Source organism: Pseudomonas sp. F(2018), from assembly GCF_005508865.1.
In the GTDB taxonomy this organism is placed as follows: domain Bacteria; phylum Pseudomonadota; class Gammaproteobacteria; order Pseudomonadales; family Pseudomonadaceae; genus Aquipseudomonas.
Genome location: NZ_SCOM01000001.1, coordinates 561,546 through 583,213 on the forward strand (window position 1 = coordinate 561,546; position 21,668 = coordinate 583,213).

General features: G+C 67.3%; 25 protein-coding genes. 12 read left to right on the top strand and 13 right to left on the bottom strand.

The window, feature by feature from the left end; translation table 11 throughout:
- The first annotated feature begins 122 nt into the window (after positions 1-122).
- On the top strand, positions 123-1,619 hold the full coding sequence (locus tag FFS62_RS02645; RefSeq protein WP_137971256.1) for a helicase HerA-like domain-containing protein: 1,497 nt from the start codon (positions 123-125) through the stop codon (positions 1,617-1,619).
- A gap of 45 nt (positions 1,620-1,664) precedes the next feature.
- Here FFS62_RS02645 and FFS62_RS02650 read toward each other — a convergent pair whose 3' ends face one another.
- On the bottom strand, positions 1,665-1,859 hold the full coding sequence (locus FFS62_RS02650) for a hypothetical protein (RefSeq protein WP_137971257.1): 195 nt from the start codon (positions 1,857-1,859) through the stop codon (positions 1,665-1,667).
- A 246-nt stretch (positions 1,860-2,105) separates the two neighbouring features.
- Between FFS62_RS02650 and FFS62_RS02655 the strand changes: the two genes are divergently transcribed.
- The gene (locus FFS62_RS02655; RefSeq protein ID WP_110681563.1) at positions 2,106-2,270 is read left to right on the top strand and encodes a rubredoxin; all 165 of its coding nucleotides are present in this window, start codon (positions 2,106-2,108) and stop codon (positions 2,268-2,270) included.
- 33 nt (positions 2,271-2,303) lie between these two features.
- On the opposite strand, the gene FFS62_RS02660 is transcribed toward FFS62_RS02655, so the two are convergent.
- Positions 2,304-3,560 carry an NAD(P)/FAD-dependent oxidoreductase gene (locus FFS62_RS02660; protein ID WP_137971258.1) on the bottom strand — a complete coding sequence of 419 codons (1,257 nt, stop codon included), beginning with the start codon at positions 3,558-3,560 and terminating at the stop codon, positions 2,304-2,306.
- Between the two features lie 84 nt (positions 3,561-3,644).
- Between FFS62_RS02660 and FFS62_RS02665 the strand changes: the two genes are divergently transcribed.
- Together FFS62_RS02665 and FFS62_RS02670 are read left to right on the top strand one after the other, a co-directional pair.
- Positions 3,645-3,980 (top strand): hypothetical protein, encoded by a 336-nt coding sequence (locus FFS62_RS02665; RefSeq protein ID WP_137971259.1) that lies wholly within the window; start codon positions 3,645-3,647, stop codon positions 3,978-3,980.
- Positions 3,981-4,147: 167 nt separating this feature from the next.
- Positions 4,148-5,737, top strand: a complete 1,590-nt coding sequence (locus FFS62_RS02670) for a sensor domain-containing diguanylate cyclase (protein WP_137971260.1) — start codon at positions 4,148-4,150, stop codon at positions 5,735-5,737.
- Here the strand turns inward: FFS62_RS02670 and FFS62_RS02675 are convergent.
- Together FFS62_RS02675 and FFS62_RS02680 are read right to left on the bottom strand one after the other, a co-directional pair.
- Positions 5,734-6,426 carry an aspartate/glutamate racemase family protein gene (locus FFS62_RS02675; protein WP_137971261.1) on the bottom strand — a complete coding sequence of 231 codons (693 nt, stop codon included), beginning with the start codon at positions 6,424-6,426 and terminating at the stop codon, positions 5,734-5,736. The two genes, FFS62_RS02670 and FFS62_RS02675, sit on opposite strands and share 4 nt — an antisense overlap.
- Before the next feature lie 80 nt (positions 6,427-6,506).
- Complete coding sequence (locus FFS62_RS02680) at positions 6,507-6,911, bottom strand: GFA family protein (RefSeq protein ID WP_137971262.1); 405 nt, start codon at positions 6,909-6,911, stop codon at positions 6,507-6,509.
- An 82-nt stretch (positions 6,912-6,993) separates the two neighbouring features.
- On the opposite strand from FFS62_RS02680, the gene FFS62_RS02685 reads away from it, so the two are divergent.
- Positions 6,994-7,908, top strand: coding sequence for a pseudouridine synthase (locus tag FFS62_RS02685; protein WP_371920094.1), 915 nt, complete (start codon positions 6,994-6,996; stop codon positions 7,906-7,908).
- Between the two features lie 5 nt (positions 7,909-7,913).
- Here FFS62_RS02685 and FFS62_RS02690 read toward each other — a convergent pair whose 3' ends face one another.
- Positions 7,914-8,831, bottom strand: coding sequence for an AraC family transcriptional regulator (locus FFS62_RS02690; RefSeq protein WP_137972213.1), 918 nt, complete (start codon positions 8,829-8,831; stop codon positions 7,914-7,916).
- 257 nt (positions 8,832-9,088) lie between these two features.
- On the opposite strand from FFS62_RS02690, the gene FFS62_RS02695 reads away from it, so the two are divergent.
- Together FFS62_RS02695 and FFS62_RS02700 are read left to right on the top strand one after the other, a co-directional pair.
- On the top strand, positions 9,089-9,826 hold the full coding sequence (locus FFS62_RS02695; protein WP_137971263.1) for an SDR family oxidoreductase: 738 nt from the start codon (positions 9,089-9,091) through the stop codon (positions 9,824-9,826).
- A gap of 74 nt (positions 9,827-9,900) precedes the next feature.
- Positions 9,901-10,209 (top strand): putative quinol monooxygenase, encoded by a 309-nt coding sequence (locus tag FFS62_RS02700; protein ID WP_137971264.1) that lies wholly within the window; start codon positions 9,901-9,903, stop codon positions 10,207-10,209.
- On the opposite strand, the gene FFS62_RS02705 is transcribed toward FFS62_RS02700, so the two are convergent.
- The 3 genes from FFS62_RS02705 to FFS62_RS02715 form a co-directional block, all read right to left on the bottom strand.
- On the bottom strand, positions 10,185-10,637 hold the full coding sequence (locus FFS62_RS02705; RefSeq protein WP_137971265.1) for a hypothetical protein: 453 nt from the start codon (positions 10,635-10,637) through the stop codon (positions 10,185-10,187). The genes FFS62_RS02700 and FFS62_RS02705 overlap by 25 nt on opposite strands.
- A complete protein-coding gene (locus FFS62_RS02710) occupies positions 10,637-10,939 on the bottom strand; it encodes an I78 family peptidase inhibitor (RefSeq protein ID WP_137971266.1) in 303 nt (100 codons plus the stop codon). The genes FFS62_RS02705 and FFS62_RS02710 overlap by 1 nt, the downstream gene beginning before the upstream one ends.
- A 68-nt stretch (positions 10,940-11,007) precedes the next feature.
- Positions 11,008-11,607, bottom strand: coding sequence for a short chain dehydrogenase (locus tag FFS62_RS02715; protein ID WP_137971267.1), 600 nt, complete (start codon positions 11,605-11,607; stop codon positions 11,008-11,010).
- Positions 11,608-11,721: 114 nt separating this feature from the next.
- On the opposite strand from FFS62_RS02715, the gene FFS62_RS02720 reads away from it, so the two are divergent.
- Positions 11,722-12,633, top strand: coding sequence for a LysR family transcriptional regulator (locus FFS62_RS02720; RefSeq protein WP_137971268.1), 912 nt, complete (start codon positions 11,722-11,724; stop codon positions 12,631-12,633).
- Here the strand turns inward: FFS62_RS02720 and FFS62_RS02725 are convergent.
- A complete protein-coding gene (locus FFS62_RS02725) occupies positions 12,630-13,862 on the bottom strand; it encodes an NADH:flavin oxidoreductase/NADH oxidase family protein (protein WP_137971269.1) in 1,233 nt (410 codons plus the stop codon). The genes FFS62_RS02720 and FFS62_RS02725 overlap by 4 nt on opposite strands.
- A gap of 79 nt (positions 13,863-13,941) precedes the next feature.
- Here FFS62_RS02725 and FFS62_RS02730 point away from each other — a divergent pair, with 79 nt between their 5' ends.
- From FFS62_RS02730 to FFS62_RS02745, 4 genes are all read left to right on the top strand, one after another.
- A complete protein-coding gene (locus FFS62_RS02730) occupies positions 13,942-14,358 on the top strand; it encodes a MerR family transcriptional regulator (protein WP_137971270.1) in 417 nt (138 codons plus the stop codon).
- A 265-nt stretch (positions 14,359-14,623) separates the two neighbouring features.
- Positions 14,624-15,037 (top strand): HPF/RaiA family ribosome-associated protein, encoded by a 414-nt coding sequence (locus FFS62_RS02735; protein WP_137971271.1) that lies wholly within the window; start codon positions 14,624-14,626, stop codon positions 15,035-15,037.
- A gap of 214 nt (positions 15,038-15,251) precedes the next feature.
- The gene (locus tag FFS62_RS02740; RefSeq protein WP_137971272.1) at positions 15,252-16,235 is read left to right on the top strand and encodes a hypothetical protein; all 984 of its coding nucleotides are present in this window, start codon (positions 15,252-15,254) and stop codon (positions 16,233-16,235) included.
- A gap of 450 nt (positions 16,236-16,685) precedes the next feature.
- Positions 16,686-17,999, top strand: a complete 1,314-nt coding sequence (locus FFS62_RS02745) for an FAD-binding oxidoreductase (RefSeq protein ID WP_137971273.1) — start codon at positions 16,686-16,688, stop codon at positions 17,997-17,999.
- Between the two features lie 53 nt (positions 18,000-18,052).
- Here FFS62_RS02745 and FFS62_RS02750 read toward each other — a convergent pair whose 3' ends face one another.
- Genes FFS62_RS02750 through FFS62_RS02765 form a run of 4 tightly spaced genes read right to left on the bottom strand, consistent with a single transcriptional unit; the run spans position 18,053 to position 21,555 of the window.
- Complete coding sequence (locus FFS62_RS02750; protein WP_137971274.1) at positions 18,053-18,529, bottom strand: nuclear transport factor 2 family protein; 477 nt, start codon at positions 18,527-18,529, stop codon at positions 18,053-18,055.
- Positions 18,530-18,565: 36 nt separating this feature from the next.
- Complete coding sequence (locus FFS62_RS02755) at positions 18,566-18,805, bottom strand: hypothetical protein (RefSeq protein ID WP_137971275.1); 240 nt, start codon at positions 18,803-18,805, stop codon at positions 18,566-18,568.
- Positions 18,806-18,820: 15 nt separating this feature from the next.
- Positions 18,821-20,875 (bottom strand): pyridoxamine 5'-phosphate oxidase family protein, encoded by a 2,055-nt coding sequence (locus FFS62_RS02760; RefSeq protein WP_137971276.1) that lies wholly within the window; start codon positions 20,873-20,875, stop codon positions 18,821-18,823.
- 50 nt (positions 20,876-20,925) lie between these two features.
- Positions 20,926-21,555, bottom strand: coding sequence for a glutathione S-transferase family protein (locus tag FFS62_RS02765; RefSeq protein ID WP_137971277.1), 630 nt, complete (start codon positions 21,553-21,555; stop codon positions 20,926-20,928).
- Positions 21,556-21,668 lie beyond the last annotated feature (113 nt).

The window sequence follows — 21,668 nt, forward strand, 5'->3', positions numbered from 1 at the left end:
CTTGCGTCCGGTAATGTCTGGCAGCAGTCTTATTGGGTGGCTGTGCGAAGACGCACGAGCGCTCAGTTACACCACCTATAGCGACATAACTGCAGTAAAGCTTTAGCCCGAGGGATGGCAAGATGTCGGTAGTCGATTCTTTTGTTCTTGGCGCTGACCCTCAGGGCCAGCCGATCGCCCAGGCTCTGCGCTTGGCCAACCGTCACGGCCTGGTGGCTGGCGCGACGGGCACGGGCAAGACGGTGACCCTGCAGCGCCTGGCCGAGGCGTTCAGCGATGCCGGTGTGGCGGTGTTCGCTGCCGACATAAAGGGCGACCTGTGCGGTCTGGGTGCGCCGGGCAATCCCCAGGGCAAGGTGGCGGAGCGAATCGCCGGCATGCCCTGGCTGAACCACAGCCCGCGGTCTTACCCGGTCACCCTGTGGGACGTGGCGGGCAAGAGCGGTCACCCGCTGCGCACCACCCTGAGCGAGATGGGCCCACTGTTGCTGGGCAACCTGCTGGAGCTGACGGACAGCCAGCAGGCCGCCCTGTATGCCGCCTTCCAGGTGGCCGACCGCGAAGGCCTGCTGCTGCTCGATCTGAAAGATCTCAAGGCCTTGCTCAATCACCTCAAGGATCATCCCGAGATGCTCGGTGAGGACCGTGCGCTGTTTGCCGGCGCCTCCTCCCAGGCGTTGTTGCGCCGCCTGGCGACCCTGGAGCAGCAAGGCGCCGAGGCGCTGTTCGGCGAGCCGGCACTGCAGCTGGAAGACATCCTGCATCCCGATCGCGACGGCCGCGGGCGCATCCATTTGCTGGACGCCAGTCGCCTGGTGCACGAGGCGCCCAAGGTCTACGCGACCTTCCTGTTGTGGCTGCTGGCCGAGCTGTTCGAGCAGCTGCCAGAGCGGGGTGATGCCGACAAACCGGTGCTGGCGCTGTTCTTCGACGAGGCGCACCTGCTCTTCGCCGACACGCCCAAGGCCTTGCAGGAACGCCTGGAGCAAGTGGTGCGGCTGATTCGCTCCAAGGGTGTCGGCGTCTACTTCGTCACCCAGTCGCCCAGCGATCTGCCGGATGAGGTGCTGGCCCAGCTCGGCCTGCGCATCCAGCACGGCCTGCGCGCCTTCACCGCCAAGGAGCAGAAGTCGTTGCGCGCCGTGGCCGACGGCTTCCGCCCCAATCCGGCGTTCGACAGCCTGAGCGTGCTCACCGAGCTGGGCATCGGCGAGGCGCTGGTGGGGACTCTGGAGGAAAAGGGCACGCCGGCCATGGTCCAGCGCGTGGCCATCGCGCCGCCGCAGTCGCGTATCGGGCCGCTGAACGAGGCTGAACGAGCGCAGCTGCTGCGGACCTCGCCCCAGGCGGGTCGCTATGATCGGCCGGTGGATCGCGAGTCGGCTTACGAGCTGCTTATGGCTCGTGCCGCCCAGGCACCGACAGAGGCCTCTGCCGGTAAAGCCGGCAAGGCGACTCCGGTGGAAGAGGGTGGGTTGGGTGGCATGGCAGGCGAGCTGCTGGGCAGTCTGGCCAGCCAGGTAATGAAGACTGCCGTACGCCAGGCGGCCAATCAGATCGGCCGACAGCTGGTGCGCGGTTTGATGGGGTCTCTGTTGGGTGGTAGTCGCCGCCGCTGAATATTGGCGCCGCTGTTCGGGCTTGGTCTGAACAGCGAATATCGACTATTCGGCTTCGCGGGCCCGCTCGATCTTTTGCAGTTCCTGTTGAAACGCCTGATCCAGCAGGCTCTGTTTCTTGCGCCAGGGCTTGCGCTCGGGGTCCGGTTGGGCCGCGTAGGTAATCACCTCGCCGCCATAAACATCCTTGTAACGCTGCGCCTGACGCTCCAGTTCGGCGCGCAGTTCGTCTTTCGTCACATGTTCACCAGGTTGACTGGAAGGCCATGACGGCCTTTCCACGGTATCGAAGTTTGTTAAGAAAAGGTGATGCAATTATAGCGATCGGTTCTTTCGTTTCCATCGCTCGTAAGTGCTCACCACAATTATTGGAAGCCGCGTGGCACGGTGAGTTCAGTAAATCTGACCGCTTCGGCAAGTTGCTCTTCGACAAACTACCTATGCAGCACTTCCTATGCTGAATGGTGTGTGGGGGCGGAGAGCGATATGAAAAAGTGGCAATGCGTCATTTGCGGCTTCATCTATGACGAGGCCTTGGGCTGGCCGGACGAGGGCATCGCGCCGGGAACCCGCTGGGAGGACGTGCCGGCGGACTGGCTCTGCCCCGACTGCGGTGCGGCCAAGGCCGATTTCGAGATGATCGAACTGTGACCGAGTCGCGGCCCCTCTGCACTAGCGACGATCCTACGCCGCCGGTACCGGCAGCAACTCCTTCAGCGGTCGGCTGTCGTCGGCCAGCTGCTCGGCCGTCACGGCGATGCCTTCGGCCACCAGGCGCTTGGCGGCGATGAAGTCCTGCGGGCGGTTGACCGTGTCGGCCGCCAGGACCTTGCCGTCCTTGAGATAGAAGGCGCTGAAGCTGTTGGTCTGCGGTTCGCCGCGCAGCACCAGGCGCTCAAAGCCTTCGGACAGGCCGACCATCTTCAGCTTCAGTTCGTACTGGTCGGACCAGAACCATGGCACCGAGGCATAGGCCTTGAGCTTACCGGCCATGCCGGCAGCGGCCACCCGCGATTGCTCCAGGGCGTTGGGCACCGACTCCAGGCGCAGGCGGCGGCCCAGCAGCGGGTTGGGGTGGTTGGTGCAGTCGCCGGCGGCGTGGATGTCCGGATCGCTGGTCTGCGCGTATTCGTTGACCAGGATGCCGTTGTCCACCTCAAGCCCGGCCTCGGCGGCCAGTTCGGTGTTGGCGATCAGGCCGATGCCGACCACCACCAGGTCGGTCTCCAGGCGGCTGCCGTCGGCGCAGATCACCGCGCTGACCGCCTCGCCAGTCACCTCCAGATCGGCCACCTGCACGTTGGTGCGGATATCCACGCCGGCCTCGCGGTGCTTGCGCTCGTAGTAGGCCGACAGCTCGGCCGCAGTGACCCGCTGCAGCACTCGCGGCAGCGCCTCCAGCACGGTGACCTGCAGGCCCTGGGCGACAGCCGCGGCCGCCACCTCCAGGCCGATGTAGCCGCCGCCGACGATGGCCAGGCGCTTGCCGGCCGCCATCTGTGCACGGATCAGCTCCACGTCGTCGAGGGTACGCAGGTAGTGGAAGTTGGCGCAGCGCTCGGCGGCCGCGGCATTCGGTACGCTCAGCGGGCGCGGACGACCGCCGGTGGCGATGGCCAGCTTGTCGTAGGCCAGCTGCTTGCCGTCGGCCAGTTCCAGGCGCTTGTTGGCGCGGTCGATGCGCAGCACCCGCACGCCGCCGAAGAACTCCACGTTGGCCTTGTCGTAGGCCAGCTGCGGACGGATCGACAGGCTGCTCTTCTCCACGCTGCCGGCCAGGTAGGCCTTGGACAGCGGCGGACGGTGGTAGGGCAGGTGCGCCTCCTCGCCGAGCAGCAGGATGCGGCCCTTCCAGCCCTCGTTGCGCAGGGCGATGGCCAGTTCGCCGCCGGCGTGGCCGGCACCGATGATGATGGCGATGGAGGATGCAGCGTCGGTCATGGCGGGCTCTCGGCAGAAGAAAAAAACTGGTCGCTAGTGTATGCATCCGCGCAGCCCAAGTCCCGGCCGAAGATGCCAATCGCCATGCCGTTGTCGCAGTGCCTGTGGCAGCATGGCCGCTGGTATTGCGGTCAGGGACCGCACGAAGAAAGAAGAAGCTGCACCGCAGCCGCTGAGCTGGCGCGCGGCGCAGCTGTTCTGGCTCAGGCCGGGCTCATCCGCCTCGGCGGGCCGGCGGCAAAGGTCGCCATCCAGCATCAGGACCAGGTGGTCGGCGCCGCTGGCTATTTGTGCCGTGTTTCCTGCACGCCCTCAGGTCGCCATCTTCGGCCTCAACCGTCATTTCCGCTGATCGTGCTGGCGGCTGCGCTGATCGGCGTGGAGTCGGCCACGGCGAGCCGAAGTTCAGCGCGTCGCTGACCGCCATCATTGCGGCGTTGGTCGCTGTTCTTCGCCTACCATGGTTGTGGCCCCAGGGCTTTGCCGGCGCCGCAGTGGGCCCTCGCTGCATCTATTACGGCGTCTTTATTGACCCGATCCGGGCTTTTCTATATTTGAAGCAGAGTGGCTGAAGGCAGCAGGATTCGATGAGTCAGAACGCAAATACGGATAGCGTGGATCACCGTTGGTGGCGGGGGCCGACCCTGGTGCCGCTGGCCAGGGTCTTCGTGATACTGGTCTGCGTGTCGCTGGTGGCCACCGACGGTTGGTTGATGTGGAATGCCCGCCAGGTACAGCTGCGCGAGGCCGAGATCGAAACCACCAACCTGGCCTCCGCCCTGGCGCGCCAGGCCAGCGATACCCTGAAGAAGGCCGACACCGTGCTGCTCGACCTGGTCGAACGCCTGCAGGTGGATGGCATGCAGCCGCAGCAGCTGCAGCGCCTGGAGGGCCTGATGCGCCAGCACGTGTATGAGCAGCCTGAGCTGCACGGGCTGTTCGCCTACGACCGCGACGGCAACTGGGTGGTCAATTCCTTCGGCGAGGTGCCGCCGGGCGCCAACAATGCCGATCGTGAGTATTTCCGCTATCACCGCCAGTACCCGGACGACCACGGCGCCCATGTCGGCAAGCCGGTGCGCAGCCGTACCACCGGCGACTGGATCATCCCGCTGTCGCGACGGGTGGAGGATGCCCAGGGCAACTTCGTCGGCGTGGCCCTGGCCACCATCTCCATCGACTTCTTCCGCCAGTTCTATGCCACCTTCGACATCCGCGAACACGGCAGCATCAACCTGGTGCTCAACGACGGCACCCTGCTGGTGCGCAACCCTTACCGCGAGGACCTGATCGGCGCCAGCATCGCCGGCGGGCAGATCTTCAAGACCCTGCTGCCGCAGAGCCCCACCGGTACCGCCATGCTGCCGTCGGTGATCGATGGCGTGGAGCGCATGTTCAGCTACCGGCAGATCCAGGGCTATCCGCTGGTGGTGATCGCCGCCCTGGCCGAGCAGGACATCCTCGCCGACTGGCGCGCCGACACCTCGCGCCAGTTGGTGGTGGTGATGCTGCTCGCCGCGCTGTTGGCGCTGTTCGGCTTCTACCTGCTGCGCCTGATCAAGCAGGGCCAGAAGACCGAGATCGAGCTGATGGCCACCCGCGACGCCCTGCGCGCCTTCAACCGGCGCCTGGAACAGCAGGCGCTGGAAGACGAGCTGACGCGCCTGGCCAACCGCCGCCGCTTCATCCGCGCCCTCAGCGACGAGTTCGCCCGCGCCGCGCGCAGCCAGAAGCCGCTGGCGCTGGTGATGTTCGATGTCGACTACTTCAAACAGTACAACGATATCTACGGTCATTCCGCCGGCGACGAATGCTTGCGCGCCGTGGCCGAGGTGATCCGTGGCGGGCAGAAACGCCCGGCGGATCTGGCGGTGCGCTATGGCGGTGAGGAGTTCTGCCTGCTGCTGCCGGAGACCGACGCCCAGGGCGCGTTGCAGGTCGCCGAGCAGGCGCGCGTGGCGCTGGAGGAGCTTGGCGTCGCGCATGCCGGCTCGCCCTGGCGCCGGCTGAGCCTGAGCGCCGGGGTCAACGTCTGCCAACCGTCCCCTAACATGGCCTCCGAGACCGGGCCGGAGCGCCTGATCCAGGGCGCCGACAAGGCGCTGTACGCGGCCAAGGCCGCCGGCCGCGACCGCGTGGTGCTGTACGACGGCACGGTCGAGCAGCTGATCGGCTAGCCCAGCGCCTGGTCGGCCGCCGCCCGCGCATGCAACAGGGTGGTGTCGAACAGCGGTACCGCGGCATCCGTATCCCCTACCAGCAGGCCGATCTCGGTGCAGCCGAGGATCACCGCCTGGGCGCCCTGCGCCACCAGCCGGCCGATCACCTCGCGATAGGCCTGGCGCGACTCCTCGCGCACCGTGCCCAGGCACAGCTCCTCGTAGATCACCTGGTGCACCAGCTGGCGATCGGCCTCGTCCGGCACCAGCACCTGAATGCCGTGCCGGCTCTCCAGGCGCTCACGGTAGAACGGCTGCTCCATGGTGAAGCGGGTGCCGAGCAGGCCGACCCGCTGCAGCCCAGCAGTGCGGATCGCGGTGGCGGTCGGGTCGGCGATATGCAACAGCGGGATGCTCACCGCCTGTTCGATGGCGTCGGCCACCTTGTGCATGGTGTTGGTACAGAGCACCAGGAACTCCGCGCCGGCCCGCTCCAGCGCCGCAGCCGCCTCGCCCAGCAACTCGCCGGCGCGCTGCCAGTCGCCGCTGCGCTGCAGTTGCTCGATCTCATGGAAGTCCACGCTGTACAGCACCAGTCGCGCCGAATGCAGGCCGCCTAGGCGTGCCTTGATCGTTTCGTTGATGTGGCGGTAGTAGGGCAGGGTGGACTCCCAGCTCATGCCGCCGATCAGGCCTATGGTCTTCATGAGGGCTCCTCGGATGTCGAGGGACTATCCTGCGCCGCCGTGGTCGGTCCCGGCAGCTACAGCGGCGTGCGGATCGAGCCCTACAGATGGCGGATCTCGGCGGGCGTCTCCATCCAGTTGTTGTGCAGGCCGTCGGCATAGTGCACCGGGGCGGCCAGCAGCTCGTCCGGGCTGAGGTCGTCCAGGCTGGCCAGGCTCACCGAGGCGAAGGCGCCGCCGATCTCCGCTATGTTGCCGCGGCTGAACACGCGGATGCCGCAGTGCCTGCAGAACAGGTGGTGGGTGCTGAAGGTGTTGAACTGATAGCCGCTCAGCGCGTCCTCGCCGCTCTCCAGCTGCAGGGCCTCGGGCTTGATCAGCACGCTCCAGTTGCGCGCCTTGACGCAGAAACTGCAGTTGCACTTGCCGGTGCCGTTGGCCAGGTCGATCTGCGCGCTGAAGCGCACCTGCTTGCAATGGCAGCTGCCGTGATAGGTCTTGAGCATGTTGGAGCCTCCCTGTGATGTCGCCCAACAGCCTAGTCGGCGCAGACGAGTGGGGCGGCGTTTTTCCCCGGTCTGAGGAATAATGCGCAGCCTTGTCGCCAAGCTCCCTGCCATGTCCTCGCGCCCGCTCAACGTTCGCCCCAGCTACCTGCACCTGCCGGCCGGCAACTGGCCGACCGTGCTCGACTGCCTGTGCGCGCGCTTCCCGCAGATTTCCCGCGATACCTGGCTGCAACGCATGGCCCGCGGCCTGGTGCTGGACGACCAGGATCGCCCGCTGGGCCCCGACGCTCAGTACCGCGAGGCACTGCGGGTGCAGTATTTCCGCGAGATCGAGAACGAACGGAAGATCCCCTTCCAGGCTCGCATCGTCTACCAGGACCAGCACCTGCTGGTGGCGGACAAACCGCACTTCCTGCCGGTGATGCCGGCCGGCGACTACGCCGAGGAAACCCTGCTCACCCGCCTGGTGCGCGAGACCGGCAACCCGCACCTGGCACCGCTGCACCGCATCGACCGGCACACCGCCGGGCTGGTGCTGTTCTCCGCCGAGCCCGCCAGTCGCGGCGCCTACCAGGCGCTGTTCCGTGAACGACGCATCGACAAGCGCTACCAGGCCATCGCCCCGGCCCTGCCGCAGCACCAGTTCCCGCTGCGCCGGCACAGCCGCCTGGAGAAGGGCGAGCCGTTCTTCCGCATGTGCGAGGTGGACGGCGCGCCGAACAGCGAGACCCTGCTGGAAGTACTGGAGCGCCATGGCGAGCTGTGGCGCTACCGGCTGTTCCCGGTCACCGGCAAGCAGCACCAGCTGCGCGTGCACATGGCCGCGCTGGGCGCGCCGATCTGCAACGACACCTTCTATCCGCAGCTCAACGACGAGAAGGGCGTGGACGACTTCGACCGGCCGCTCAAGCTGCTGGCCCACAGCCTGGAGTTCGCCGACCCGCTGAGCGGTGAGCCGCGCAGCTTCGAGAGCAGCATCGCGCTGGACTGGTAGGTGCCTCAGACCGCGTTGCGCAACCGAGCCAGATCGCGCACCGGCGGCTCGCCGAACAGGCGGCTGTATTCGCGGCTGAACTGCGACGGGCTCTCGTAGCCGACCCGGTAGCCGGCACTCGACACATCGAGGTTCTCGCACAGCATCAGGCGCCGCGCTTCCTGCAGGCGCAGCTGCTTCTGGTATTGCAGCGGGCTCATGGCGGTCAGCGCCTTGAAACGGTGGTGCAGGGTGGAAGTGCTGAGGTTGGCCACCTTGGCCAGCTCCTCGATGCGCAGCGGCTCGCCGTAGTGCTGGTTGAGCCACTCGATGGCACGGTTGACCCGATGCGCCTGGCTGTCCGCCGTGGCGATGTCGCGCAACAACTGGCCCTGGCGGCTGTGCAGCAGGCGGTAGAGGATCTCGCGCTGTACCAGCGGGGCGAGCATGGCGATGTCGCGCGGGTTGTCGAGCAGACGCACCAGGCGCAGCACGGCGTCCAGCAGCGGGGCGTCGAGGCGGTCGACATGCAGGCCGCGGCCGCTGCCCTGGTTGGGCACGCCGATGGGCCCGGCGCTGGCGATCAGGCCGGCCAGCTCGGCCGGGTCGATATCCAGGCGCAGGCTCAGGTACGGCTGCTCCACCGCGGCCACCGTGACTTCGCCGGTCACCGGCAGGGTCACCGAGGCTACCAGGTAATGCAGCGGGTCGTAGCAGTACACCTCGCCCTCCAGGCGCACCACCTTCTGCCCCTGGGCCATGATGCACAGCGCCGGGCGGTACAGGGTGTGGACGATGGGCGACGGCTCGGTGGTGCGGTACAGCGCCAGGCCGGGAATCGCCGTCTCGACCACACCCTCACCGTCACAGTATTGGGCAATCAGGCCGGCCAGCTCGCAGCGCTGGCCTTCCAGGTTCTGTTCGGCATTCTCGACGTTGGGCATGGCGCGGTTCTCCTCGGTTGCCACAAGCATAACCGCACCGTGTGGCGGTTCGGCTGGCATCGGCAGGATCAGGCAAGAGCACGGCAGGTTTGGGCAAGTCGACTTTTCATAGTCTGCTAAGCGCAGTGCCTGATTGTGGATGGTTTGCAGGATCAGGCAAGTCGTCGGCAGTTTCCGGCTAACGTCCCGCCCAGCCCCAGGCGCAATCTCTGCCTCGTCCCGGCGCCACTTCCGCGCCGCTTGCCGAGGAATAGTTCATGTCGCAGATCGCAGAGAAAGTCATCGTCATCACCGGTGCCAGCAGTGGCATCGGCGAAGCCACCGCCCGCCTGCTGGCCAGCCAGGGTGCCCGCGTCGTACTCGGTGCTCGCCGCAGCGAGCGTCTGGAGGCACTGGCCGCGGATATCCGCAACCAGGGCGGCACGGCCGAGTACCGTGCCACCGACGTGGTCCGCGAGGAGGATGTGCAGGCCCTGGTCGACCTGGCCCTGGAGCGCTTCGGCCGGGTCGATGTGCTGGTCAACAACGCCGGGGTGATGCCGCTGTCGCCCATGGCGGCGCTGAAGATCGGTGAGTGGAACCGCATGATCGACGTCAATATCCGTGGCGTGCTGCACGGCATCGCCGCCGTGCTGCCGAGCATGCAGCAGCGCCGCGCCGGGCAGATCATCAACGTCGCCTCCATCGGCGCCTACAAGCCGATCGCCACCGGCGCCGTGTATTGCGCGACCAAGGCGGCGGTGGTGTCGCTGTCCGAGGCGCTGCGCCAGGAAGTGGGCGCCGATATCCGCGTCACCGTGGTATCGCCCGGCGTCACCGAGTCGGACCTGGCCGAGACCATCTCCGATGGCGCCACCCTGGAGATGATCCGCGAGTTCCGCCGCGACGCGATTCCGGCCGGCGCCATCGCCGAAGCGATCGCCTATGCCATCGGCCAGCCGGCCGCGGTGGATGTCAGCGAGCTGGTGATCCGCCCCACCTCCAGCGCCTATTGAGAGGGTCTGTCCGAGACGGCCCGTCTGGAACGATACGCCGCCCCGCAAGGGGCGGCTCTTGCGGGAGACATGCAATGAGTCAAGCAATCACCAGCCTGGTGCGCTTCCAGGCCCGGGAAGGCCGCGGCGAAGAGCTCGGCCTGCGTCTGTGCGAATTGTTGCTGCGGGCCAAGCGCGATGCCGCCTGCCAGGGTTGCGAGCTGCTGCACGACCAGCAGTGCCCTGAGGAGTGGCAGCTGTGCGGGCAGTGGGCTTCCGAGCAGGCGCTGGAGGCGCATCTGCAACTGCCGCACATGCAGCTGCTCGGCCGCCTGGTGGAAAGCGGCCTGATCCGGTACATGGAGATGCGCGTCGAGGGTTATTCGGCCGGGCTGGCGTCGTAGTTGTAGGCGCCGCTTTCCAGGTTCAGGTCGATGCGGATCTGCCAGTCGCTCTGCTCGTGGCCATTCTCGGCCAGGCCTTCCACCGTCACCCGGGTGGCACCATCGCTGGAGCAGCGGAGCCGGGCGAAGCTCAGTTCGGCGTGGTCATTGTTCACCTCGGCGAAGCCGTAGCCCTGTTCCACCCGCCACAGCGCACCTGCCTGATCCGGGGCGATGCGATCGACGAAGATCAGGTCCTGGCCGTATTGCGAGTAGCGCAGCAGACGCAGGTCTCCGTGGTTCTCGCCAATCTTCCAGCTGCCGCAATCGAGCACCTGGCGCAGACTGGCGAACTGCTCGCGGGCCTCGCCATAGCCGACTTCCCGGCCCAGGGCTGCAGCCTGGCCGACCACGCAGGTGGCGAGCAGGCTGCAGAGCAGCGCCCGCATCAGCCGCAGCTCAGGCGAATGATGGTGTCGTCTTCATCGATGTCGATGTTCAGGCGCTGCGGGTTGTAGTCCATGGTCACCGGCTGGTTCGGCTGGGTCACCCGCAGGTGCTCGGCGCCGGCTTCTGCGCGGGCTTCCTCGGCCATCTCGGTGGTGATGCGCTGGTCCACCAGATGTTGCACCGCCTCGGCGTTGCAGCGGCCATCGCCCTTGCTCGCGGCGGCCGGCTTGTCCGGGCTGGAGGAACAGGCGGCCAGCAGCGCGCAGGCGAGCAGGGCGGAGAGTTGCAGTGATCGGGTCATGAGGGGCGTCCTTGTCTGAAACACCCCACCACGGTGCCACCGCTGGCACGCTCAGGCAACCGCGGGGATCACAGTACGCGATAGACCTGCCCGGTCTGCCGGCCTTCCGCGCTCTTGGCGTAGGCCAGCGCCACGCTGGCCGCCGGTACCGCCTTGAAGCCGCGGAAGTAGGGGCCGTAGCTGGGCAAGGACTCCTCCAGCACGGTCGGGCTCACGCTGTTGATGCGCAGGCCGCGCGGCAGCTCGATGGCTGCGCCGCGGACGAAGCCGTCCACCGCCGCGTTGACCATGCTCAGGGCGCTGCCGAAGCGGATCGGGTCTTCGCTGAGCACGCCTGAGGTGAGGGTGAATGAGGCGCCGTCGTTGGCGAACTCGCGGCCGATCAGCACCAGATTGACCTGGCCCATCAGCTTGTCGTCCAGGCCCACGGCGAACTCCTTGGCGGTGAGTTCCTCCAGTGGGCCGAAGTGGCCGTTGCCGGCGGCGCTGATCAGGGCATCGAACCGGCCGGTCTGCTCGAACAGGCGGCGGATCGAGGCCGGGTCGGTGATGTCCACCTGCAGCTCGCCGCTGTTGCGGCCGACGCGGACGATCTGGTGGCGGTCCTTGAGTTCGTGGTCGATGGCGCGGCCGATGGTGCCGCTGGCGCCGATCAGGATGATTTTCATGGAGTGGCTCCGTACTGGTTGAGTGACGGGGCCAGCTTAGGTGCTGCGCTGTTGCCAATAATCCGGGCAATGTGAAACCTTTGGTTCTCATCAGGAAACAATGAGCGCCGCGCCATGAGCGAACTGGAAGACCTGGCCGCCTTCGCCCTGCTGGTGGAGGCCGGCAGCTTCACTGCCGCCGCCGAGCGCCTGGGCTGCAGCAAGGGACAGCTGTCCAAACGCATCAGCGGCCTGGAGCGCAGCCTCGGCAGCCAGCTGCTGCACCGCACCACGCGCCGGCTGCACCTGACCGCCGCCGGCGCCGCGCTACTGCCCGAGGCCCAGGCGCTGCAGACCCAGGCCCAGCGCGCACGGCAGGTGGTGCGCAGCCTGCAGGAGGAGGTCAGCGGCACGGTGCGCCTGACCGTGCCGGTCTCCCTCGGCGAGACCTTCTTCGATGCGCTGCTGCTGGACTTCGCCAGCCGCTACCCGCAGGTGCGGGTCGAGCTGGACCTGGCCAATGTCTACCGCGATCTGGTGGCGGACGGCTTCGACCTGGCCATCCGCTCCGGCGTGCGTCCGGACGAGCGCCTGGTGGCCAAGCCGCTGTTCGCCCTGCAGGAGATCACCTGCGCCGCGCCGGCCTATCTGGCGCGCCACGGCAAGCCGCAGACGCCGGCCGAGCTGGGCGCGCACCGGTGCCTGCTGAACACCCACTACAGCGGTTTCGAGGAGTGGCTGTACCACCGTCAGCATCAGCTGGAGCGGGTGCGGGTATCCGGCAACCTGGCCAGCAACCACTACAGCCTTTTGAAAAAGGCGGCGCTGAGCGGCGCCGGGGTGGCGCGCCTGCCGTCCTACATGGTGCAGGACGAGCTGGCCGACGGCCGCCTGGTCTGGCTGTTGCGCGATCATCAGACGCGCAGCACGCCGGTGTTCCTCGTGCATCCCTGGCAGGGCAGCCTGCCGCGCCGCACCCAGGCCCTGGCGGACTACCTGCTGGGCTGGTTCGAGCGCAGCCGCCAGGCCCTGGACGGCCTGCGCTAACCGGCGCGGCTGGCGATCCAGCGCTTGTATTGGCGGGCGCGGCGGGCGATACGCAGCTGCTCGCCGATCAGGGCGCGCAGTGGCGACACGTCCGGGTTGGGCTGGTGGCCCTGGCTGAGACGGCGCAGCTGGAACTTCACCGCCGCCATGTAGGCCAGCGAGGCCAGGGCCTTGCGCTTCCAGGCGATCGGCGCCAGCTCGGCGCGACGCTCGCGGCCTTGACGCCAGTGCTCGGGCAGCGCCGGGTCGATGGCCAGGGCGGTGGCGATGCCGGCCATGGCCACGCCACTCTCCAGCACCTTTTCCACCACCGGCAGGCGACGGATGCCGCCGGTGACCATCACCGGCATGTGCGCCACCGCGGCGATCTCGCTGGCGAACTCGAGGAAGTAGGCCTCGCGCGCCAGGGTGCGGCCGTCACGGGCGTCGCCCTGCATGGCCGGCGCCTCGTAGCTGCCGCCGGACAGCTCGACCAGATCGACGTCCAGCTCGTTGAGCATCTCCACCACGCGCTTGGCGTCGGCGGCGTCGAAGCCGCCACGCTGGAAGTCCGCCGAGTTGAGTTTGACCGCCACGCAGAAGCCCGGCGCAACGCGCGCGCGCACGGCCTTGACCACTTCCAGCAGCAGGCGGGCACGGTTCTCCAGCGGCCCGCCCCAGCGATCCGTGCGCTGGTTGGACAGCGGCGAGAGGAACTGGCTGAGCAGGTAGCCGTGGGCGGCGTGAACCTGCACGCCGCTGAAGCCGGCGCGTTCGGCCAGCTCGGCGGAGCGGGCGAAACGGTGGATCAGCTCACCGATCTCCGCGTCATCCAGCGCCTTGGGCAGCGGGAACATCTTGGAGAAACTGCCTAGCTCCAGGGGCACGGCGGAGGGCGCCACGGTCGGCTGGCCGAGGTTAGCCTGCATCTGCCGGCCCGGGTGGTTGAGCTGCATCCAGAACTGCGCGCCACGCGAGCGGCCGACCTGGGCCCATTCGCGGAAGCGCTGCAGCAGGCTGTCGTCTTCCAGCACCACGCCGCCGGGGCCGGTCATGGCGTGGCGGTCGATCATCACGTTGCCGGTCAGCAGCAAGCCGGCGCCACCCTCGGCCCAGGCCCGGTACAGGCGCAGCAGTTCGGCGGAAGGACCCTGGTCGATGCTGGCCATGTTCTCTTCCATGGCAGCCTTGGCGATGCGGTTGGGAATGCGGGTGCCGTTGGGCAGTTGCAGGGGCTGGAAGGGGCTCATGAAGGGTTCTCCCGGTGGACGATGGGCGAAGCCTAAGATTAAAGTGAACTTCAAGGTCAATACCCCTCGGAGCATTTCCATGAAGATCGGCGAACTGGCCAAGCGCACCGGCCTGGCGGCCTCGCGTATCCGTTTCTACGAGGCCAGCGGGCTGATCGCCGCACAGCGCCAGGCCAACGGCTATCGCGAGTATCCGGCGCAGACCGAGCAGATCCTGGCGGTGATCACCCGCGCCCAGCAGTCCGGCTTCAGCCTGGAGGAGATCCGCCGCCTGCTGCCCGACCCAGTGGCGCAGAGCTGGCCCCACGACGAACTGCTCGCCGCGCTCAAGCGCAAGGTCGAGGAAATCGAGGCGATGCAGGCGCGCCTGGCGCAGAACAAGGCGCAGCTGCTGGCCACCATCGCCGATATCGAGAACAAGCCTGAAGGCATGCTGTGCAACGAGAACGCCGAGCGCATGATGGCCAGCCTGCGCAAGGCGCGGCAGGCCGACTAGCGCAATCTGCTGCAACACTCGTGCGGCGGGGGTGCGACATACTGGATTTGCTCGCCGGCAGCGCCTGTAGTAAGACTGGAGCCAGAGATTCATTCGGACCGTGGTGGATGCCACCGGTCCATTCGAAGTTGTGTGGCCCAGCAAGGGGAGTGGTGCGCCGATGGTCGGCGCACGGCGCTTCGCAGGCACACCAGAGGAGATGCTTCACCCGCCTGACCCCGCAGCCGCAGTACCTCGGAACACCCCAGGAAAACGAGGAAGCCCCATGCAAGTTCAAGTTCGCACCAATCAGATCGAAGGTAGTGCTCGGCTTCAGGAATGGGTTAGCGCGGAGGTGATGGACAGGCTCGAACATTTCGACGAGCTGCTGACCCGGGTGGTCGTCCATATCAGCGACGAGAACGCGCACAAGTCCGGCGGCGACGACAAGCGCTGCCAGATCGAGGCCCGGCCCAAGGGCCATCAGCCCATCTCCGTGACGCACAAGGCCGAGGCCATGGGCCTGGCCATCGACGGCGCCGCCGAGAAAATGCGCCACGCCCTGGAACACCTGACCGGGCGCCTGGAAGGCAAGCCCCTCTCCACCGGCCGCTTCGTCGAAGCCGGCGACGTGTTGCTCACCGATGCCCTGCTCGAAGAGGAATTCCTGGCCAAGCAGGAAGAGCTGCAACGCGAATAACCCGCGCCGCCATTGCCGCGACCAACACAACCGCCCTCATGGGCGGTTGTCGTTTCTGCGCTCCGCCGAGGCGCCGGCTCCTATACTGAAACCACCAGGGTCGGGCGTGCTGGACGTTCCGTTGGAGCGGGGGCCGGGCGGGTAGCGGGGCTTCACCCGCGACCTGTCGGAAAGGGAAGGGCGGCTCGCCGCAGCGGCGGGCAGGCGATATCAGATGAGCACCGCATGGCTGGTCGCCGCGAGCCGGCACCTGTGCATCCCGCTGCTGGCCGGGTTGCTGGTTGGCTGCGCCAGCGACCCGCCGGTGCATGTCTCCGCCAGCACCTGGCGCCAGGTCGACGAAGACATCGCCGCCGCCTCGCGCAGTGCCGAGGATCAGGCTCGCCAGCACGCGCTGGAGGCCATGCAACGCTGGCTGGCGCTGGTGCAGCGGCAGACCGACGAGGAGTTCATTCCCTGGTTCTATGGCTACTGGACTCAGCAGTGGCTGAGTTTCAAGGTGTCCTGGTACAAGCTCGGCGCCGACGAGGACGACCCCACGGTGCGGCGCCTGGCCGCCTACCTGCAGGAGGAGTACCAGGAGCTGGTGCTCGAGCCGGTGGCCGAGGAAGTTTCACCCGAGCGCATTCTGCATGGGTCCACCCGCCTCTATGTGCGCCAACTGGACATGCGCCTGCGGAGCATCCCCGGGCGCCACGGCGTGCCCCAGGAGCAGTTCGACCAGCGCCTGGCCGCGTTGCCGGTGATCTCCGGCGAACCGGGCGCCAGCCTCTACCAACTGATCCACGCCGACCCGCTGGAGCGCCTGCCGGCCTATGCCGGGTTGCTCGAACGGGTGGGCGCCGTGCCCGGCGGCGACTGGTCGGCCGACCCCGGCATCTCCCTGGTGGCCCAGCGCACCAGCGAGCGGCTGGTCGACGAGATGACCACCAGTGGCGCGGTCAGCGCGGTGGCCGCCATGGTGGGCAGGGCGGCCGGTACGGCGCTGTCCCTGGGCGCGACCATCTTCACCCTGATCAGCCGTGACGCCGATCGCCCGGAGAGCGAGGCGCAGTTGCGCCGAAGCCTGGCGGTGGCCCTCGACCAGGAGACCAGGGCGCTGCTGAGCAGCCCGGACCGCGGGGTGCTGGCAGGCGTCTGGTACCTCTCCGGGCAGATCGAGGAGGGCCTGGGCCGGCCGTTTCAGTATCAGCCGTGAGCCGAAATTGTTTAGTGATGGATGAACTGAGCGTGCAAAGAATCGGATTTAACCTGGATTAACCGCCGTGCGAGTCTCGCCTTCATGAGTTCGCCCAGCCGCCGTTCCAGCCTCGCGTCCAGTCCTTGCCCGTGCAGGGCCGACGGCACTGACGCGCTGCTCCCGGAAATCCTCGCCTTCTGGGCCCTGTGGCACTGCCGCCACGCCCGCCCACCGGATGGCCCGCTCGCCCCTTGAGCGCTGCCCCGCGCCCGTGCGCGGACGCCCTGGTTTGCAAACTTCATCTGCCGAACCACGCGTTTTTTCCACGCCCTGGGCAGCGATGCGTCCCGCTCGATTGCTGCGCGCATACCGCCAACTGATGACAAGACGAACCGGCGCCTGACCAGCACCCGATACAGAACAACAACAGCCGACCCGCGCGATGGGGCGGCCCAGAGGAAAGCAACGATGAACGCCGCCACCCAACCCGTGATCGCCGCCGCCGAGCGGGCCAAGTCCTACTACAGCGCCACGTTGAACGAGGAGACCAACTACCCGACCCTGCAGGGCCAGGTCAGCGTCGACGTCGCCATCATCGGCGGCGGCTTCACCGGCGTCGCCACTGCGGTGGAGTTGGCCGAGCGCGGCCTCAAGGTAGCCATAGTCGAGACCAACAAGATCGGCTGGGGCGCCACCGGGCGCAACGGCGGTCAGGTCACCGGCAGCCTGTCCGGCGATGCGGCCATGCGCAAGCAGATGCGCAACACCCTGGGCGAGGAAGTCGACGACTTCATCTGGCACCTGCGCTGGCGCGGCCACGAGATCATCAAGAACCGCGTGGCCAAGTACGGCATCCAGTGCGACCTGCGCCACGGCCACCTGCATGCGGCGATGAAGCCCTCGCACATGGACGAGTTGCGCGCCTCCTACGCCGAGGCCATCGAGCGCGGCATGGGCGACGACGTGAGCCTGCTGGACGCCGCCGGCGTGCGCGAGCACCTGGCAACCGATATCTACCTGGGTGCGATCAAGAACACCCGCAATATGCACTTACATCCCCTGAATCTGTGCATCGGCGAGGCCAAGGCCGCCGCGAGCCTGGGCGCGCTGATCTTCGAACACTCCGAGGTGCTGGACATCGTCCAGGGCGCCAACCCGGCGGTGATCACCGCCCAGGGCCGCATCGACGCCAAGCAGGTGCTGCTGGCCGGCGACGTCTACCACAAGCTGGCGCGCAAGCAGCTCAAAGGCATGATCTTCCCGGCCATGGGCGGCATCGTCACCACCGCGCCGCTGGGTGAGCTGGCCAAGGAGCTCAACCCGCAGACCCTGGCCGTGTACGACTGCCGCTTCGTGCTCGACTACTACCGCATGACCAACGACGGCCGCCTGCTGTTCGGCGGTGGCGCCAACTACTCGGGCCGCGACTCGCGCGATATCGCAGGCGAGCTGCGCCCGTGCATCGAGCGCACCTTCCCGCAGCTCAAGGGTGTGGAGATCGAGTTCCAGTGGAGCTGCGCCATGGGCATCGTGATGAACCGCATCCCGCAACTGGGCAAGCTGTCGCAGAACGTCTGGTACTGCCAGGGCTACTCCGGCCACGGCATCGCCACCACCCACATCATGGGTGAGATCATGGCCAACGCCCTGACCGGCACCCTCGGCCACTACGACACCTTCGCCGCCTGCAAGCACATCAAGGTGCCGATGGGCGATGTGTTCGGCAACCCGATGCTGGCTGCCGGCATGTGGTACTACCAGATGATGGAAAAGCTGCGCTGATAGCGCCGTCTGGGCAGGCCCGCCTCCACCCGGAAGCGGGTCGCCTGGCGTCGTTACAGGCCCAGCTCCGACAGCCCCGGATGGTCATCCGGACGCCGGCCCAGCGGCCAGCGGAACTTGCGCTCGGCCTCGCTGATGGGCAGGTCGTTGATGCAGGCGAAGCGGTGGGCCATCAGGCCGTTGTCGGCGAACTCCCAGTTCTCGTTGCCGTAGGAGCGGAACCAGTTGCCGGAGTCGTCATGCCATTCGTAGGCGTAGCGCACGGCGATGCGGTTTTCGCTGAAGGCCCACAGTTCCTTGATCAGGCGGTACTCCAGCTCCTTGTTCCACTTGCGGGTGAGGAACGCCTGCGCCTCGGCGCGGCTGCTGGCGAATTCCGCACGATTGCGCCATTTGGTATCGGGGGTATAGGCCAGTGCCACCTTGGCCGCATCGCGGCTGTTCCAGCCATCCTCGGCCATGCGCACTTTGAGGATGGCGGTCTCGCGGGTGAAGGGCGGCACCGGCTGGCGGATTTCGGGCGTGGACATGGGCTTGCTCCTGTTGGCGAAGGGAATTGGGGGCGTTCAGTGGCGCGCGGCGCCGGCGACTGGCTGACGAATGCCGGTGCGCAGTGCGCGCCATAGGCTGAGCAGGCGGTTGGCCGATGCGGCGGAGCAGGGGTGTTCCAGCGCGGCGGCCATCTGCGGCAGCAGCAGGTTCGCCTCCCACTCCATGGCGTCACGGTTCGGCGACGAAGAGGTGGGCGCGTCGTGCCATTGCACGGACGGCTGCATTTCCCAACTGCGCAAATCGCTTCTGTTCATCTCGCGGCCTCCTCGTCAGATATCCAGCACCAGGGGTTGCGGGCTGTCTTCGGTCTGCGCCGGCACGGCGCAGCAGATCAGTACCTTGTCGCCGTCCGGCAACTGCGCCGGCGGATTGGGGTAGTGCACGGCGCCGCTGACCAGCTTGGCGGCGCAGGTGCCGCACGAGCCGCCACGGCAGCTGAATTCGGGGCTCAGGCCACGGCTTTCGGCCAACTCCAGCAGGCTGCCGCTGTCGGGCTTCCAGCGCGCCTCGGTGGCCGAGGCGGAGAAGTACACCGGTACCGGCACCGTGGCCGCCGGGGGCTGCTCCAGGCTCGGCGGCTGCTCGCTCTGCGAGCGGCGCAGGGTGGAGGGGCCGAAGGCCTCGGCGTGGATGCGCTGGTCGGGGATGTTGATACCGCGCAGGCCGTCGTACATGTCCTGCAGGAAACCGCTGGGACCGCACAGGTAGAAGTCGTAGTCATCCAGCGGCAGGCGCGCCTTGACCTGGGCGAAGCTCAGGCGGCCGGCCAGCTGGTAATCGCGGTCGAGCTGCGCCTCGGCGCCGGGGCTGCTCAGGGCGCGGTGGATATGCAGCAGTCCGTCCGCCTGTTGCTGCAGCGCGCTCAGCTCCTCGCGGAAGGGCAACTCGGCCAAGCTACGGGCGCTGTGGAACAGATGGATATGCCGTGCGCGCTGGTGCTGGCGGTTCTGCGCCACCAGCTCGCGGGCCATGGACACCATCGGGGTGATGCCGACGCCGGCGCCGATCAGCACCACCGGCCGTTCGGTTTCATCGACCAGGGTGAAGCTGCCCAGCGGTGCGCGCACCTCCAGCAGGTCGCCGACCTGGACGTTCTCGTGCAGGTGGCGCGAGGCCTTGCCCTGCAGTTTCACGCTGATGCGGATATGCCCGTCGGACGGCGCGCTGGAGACGGTGTAGGTCCTGACCAGGGCCTCGTCGCTGGGCTGCAGGCGCATCGGCAGGTGCTGGCCGGCGGCGAAAGGCACGCTGGCGTTGTCCAGCGGGGCGAGGAACAGCGAGCGGATGTCGCTGCTCTCCTGCTGCACCCGCGCCACGCGCCATTGCTGCCATTGCCGGCGCTGCTCGTACTGGCGCACGCGCTCCTCGGCCTCCGCCCAGGTGCCGGTGGCCAGGCTGGTCGGCGCGTAGTCGTGGAACTGCCAGCGAATGCCCACAGCGGCCGGGCGCAGCACCACGTGCTCGACGTCCACCGTCCACAGCCGCTCGGCGCCTTCGAAAGACTTGGTCAGCGGGCTGTCGAGCAGCAGCTCGGTGCGCCCGCTGAGTTGCAGCACGTCGCCCGTGGCGAAGTCGACGAACAGCAGGCCGGCGATCGGGTTGACCTGCAGGTTGCCGAGGGTGTTGAAGAACAGATTGCCGGCGTAGTCGGGAATGGTCAGGCGGTTGCCTTCGACCCTGACGAAACCGGCGCGGCCGCCGCGGTGGGAGACGTCCACCGAGCGGCTGTGGTCGTCATGTTCGACGTAGCTGGCGATGAAAAAGGTGTCGGCGGCGCGGATCAGCGCGCTGCTGTAGTCGTCCAGGCCGGTGAAGTCCTGGCGCGGCGGCAGGCTGCCGGACGGCGCGGTGACCCGGGTGTAGGAGCGTTCCTGGATGTACTTGGGGCAGTTGCCGTAGGAGTGTTCGACTTCCACGGCGAAGCCTGCGGCCGAGACCTGCTGGATCACGCCGTTGATGCGATTGCGCCGGCGCGTATGCAGCTCGATGCCGAGCATACCGATGGCGTTGCCCGCCTGCAGTCCGGCGGCGGCCGGGTCTCGGGAGTCGGGCTCAGTGGCGAGGAACAGATGCTGCGGATCGGCCGAAGTGACGAAGCCTTCCGGCCCTTCGAGCAGAGTGGCCCAGGGGCGGCCGTCGGCATCCACCGCGCCGACCACCATGAATGGCAGCTGGTGGTAGAACTCGCGGTGCTGGTCGGGCATGTAGTCGCGGATGACCTTCTGCCCGATCACTTCCATGCGTTCGATGGCGTGCACGCTTTCCTGCAGCTGGCGTTCGCCGACGTGCCAGGGCGATTTGCGGTGCTTGGGCAGATGGTCCATGAGGCGCTCCTTGAGAGGGCTGCCGGGAAATCCGGCAGCCTGGTCGACACTCAGTTGGCTTGCAGACCCGCAGCGGTACGCGGCATGGCCACGAAACCGGGCAGTGCTTCGATGCGTTGCAGCCAGGCCCGCACGTTCGGGTAGGCCTCCAGCGACACGTTTCCTTCCGGGGCATGGGCGATGTAACTGTAGTTGGCGACATCGGCGATGGTCGGCGTCGAGCCGGTCAGGAAGGGCACGGCATCGAGTTCACCTTCCATCAGGGTGAGCAGGGCATGGGCGCGGTTGATCACTTCTTCGGCGTTGAACTTGGCGCCGAATACGGTGACCAGGCGGGCCGCTGCCGGGCCGAAGGCGAGCTGTCCGGCAGCCACCGACAACCAGCGCTGCACCCGGGCTGCCGCAGCCGGCTCTTCGGAAAGCCAGCGGCCCTCGCCGTACTGTTTGGCCAGGTACACCAGGATGGCGTTGGAGTCGCTGAGGATCACGCCGTTATCGTCGATCGCCGGCACCTGGCCGAAGGGGTTGATGGCCAGGAAACGCTCCTGCTTGTGCTCGCCCTTGGCCAGGTCGACGAAGACCAGCTCGGTGGGCAGCTGCAGCAGCGACAGCATCAGCTGGACACGGTGAGCGTGGCCGGACAGCGGGAAATGGTAGAGCTTGATCGGAGCGCGGGACATGGCGGTGATTCCTTGGGTGAGAGTGATCGAAACCGAAGCGTGGGGGTGGGTTCGCGTCGATGGCTGTAGATTGAGTCAATGCACTCGGCGGCGGAATCGCCAAGAAACGCAAT

Coding starts and splice junctions, on each gene's coding strand:
- FFS62_RS02660 (WP_137971258.1), bottom strand. CDS start 3,560: ATGACCGACGCTGCATCCTCCATCGCCATCATCATCGGTGCCGGCCAC.
- FFS62_RS02680 (WP_137971262.1), bottom strand. CDS start 6,911: ATGCTCAAGACCTATCACGGCAGCTGCCATTGCAAGCAGGTGCGCTTC.
- FFS62_RS02675 (WP_137971261.1), bottom strand. CDS start 6,426: ATGAAGACCATAGGCCTGATCGGCGGCATGAGCTGGGAGTCCACCCTG.
- FFS62_RS02665 (WP_137971259.1), top strand. CDS start 3,645: ATGCCGTTGTCGCAGTGCCTGTGGCAGCATGGCCGCTGGTATTGCGGT.
- FFS62_RS02685 (WP_371920094.1), top strand. CDS start 6,994: ATGCGCAGCCTTGTCGCCAAGCTCCCTGCCATGTCCTCGCGCCCGCTC.
- FFS62_RS02765 (WP_137971277.1), bottom strand. CDS start 21,555: ATGTCCCGCGCTCCGATCAAGCTCTACCATTTCCCGCTGTCCGGCCAC.
- FFS62_RS02750 (WP_137971274.1), bottom strand. CDS start 18,529: ATGTCCACGCCCGAAATCCGCCAGCCGGTGCCGCCCTTCACCCGCGAG.
- FFS62_RS02760 (WP_137971276.1), bottom strand. CDS start 20,875: ATGGACCATCTGCCCAAGCACCGCAAATCGCCCTGGCACGTCGGCGAA.
- FFS62_RS02740 (WP_137971272.1), top strand. CDS start 15,252: ATGAGCACCGCATGGCTGGTCGCCGCGAGCCGGCACCTGTGCATCCCG.
- FFS62_RS02710 (WP_137971266.1), bottom strand. CDS start 10,939: ATGACCCGATCACTGCAACTCTCCGCCCTGCTCGCCTGCGCGCTGCTG.
- FFS62_RS02690 (WP_137972213.1), bottom strand. CDS start 8,831: ATGCCCAACGTCGAGAATGCCGAACAGAACCTGGAAGGCCAGCGCTGC.
- FFS62_RS02645 (WP_137971256.1), top strand. CDS start 123: ATGTCGGTAGTCGATTCTTTTGTTCTTGGCGCTGACCCTCAGGGCCAG.
- FFS62_RS02745 (WP_137971273.1), top strand. CDS start 16,686: ATGAACGCCGCCACCCAACCCGTGATCGCCGCCGCCGAGCGGGCCAAG.
- FFS62_RS02705 (WP_137971265.1), bottom strand. CDS start 10,637: ATGCGGGCGCTGCTCTGCAGCCTGCTCGCCACCTGCGTGGTCGGCCAG.
- FFS62_RS02725 (WP_137971269.1), bottom strand. CDS start 13,862: ATGAGCCCCTTCCAGCCCCTGCAACTGCCCAACGGCACCCGCATTCCC.
- FFS62_RS02670 (WP_137971260.1), top strand. CDS start 4,148: ATGAGTCAGAACGCAAATACGGATAGCGTGGATCACCGTTGGTGGCGG.
- FFS62_RS02730 (WP_137971270.1), top strand. CDS start 13,942: ATGAAGATCGGCGAACTGGCCAAGCGCACCGGCCTGGCGGCCTCGCGT.
- FFS62_RS02720 (WP_137971268.1), top strand. CDS start 11,722: ATGAGCGAACTGGAAGACCTGGCCGCCTTCGCCCTGCTGGTGGAGGCC.
- FFS62_RS02755 (WP_137971275.1), bottom strand. CDS start 18,805: ATGAACAGAAGCGATTTGCGCAGTTGGGAAATGCAGCCGTCCGTGCAA.
- FFS62_RS02655 (WP_110681563.1), top strand. CDS start 2,106: ATGAAAAAGTGGCAATGCGTCATTTGCGGCTTCATCTATGACGAGGCC.
- FFS62_RS02715 (WP_137971267.1), bottom strand. CDS start 11,607: ATGAAAATCATCCTGATCGGCGCCAGCGGCACCATCGGCCGCGCCATC.
- FFS62_RS02735 (WP_137971271.1), top strand. CDS start 14,624: ATGCAAGTTCAAGTTCGCACCAATCAGATCGAAGGTAGTGCTCGGCTT.
- FFS62_RS02700 (WP_137971264.1), top strand. CDS start 9,901: ATGAGTCAAGCAATCACCAGCCTGGTGCGCTTCCAGGCCCGGGAAGGC.
- FFS62_RS02695 (WP_137971263.1), top strand. CDS start 9,089: ATGTCGCAGATCGCAGAGAAAGTCATCGTCATCACCGGTGCCAGCAGT.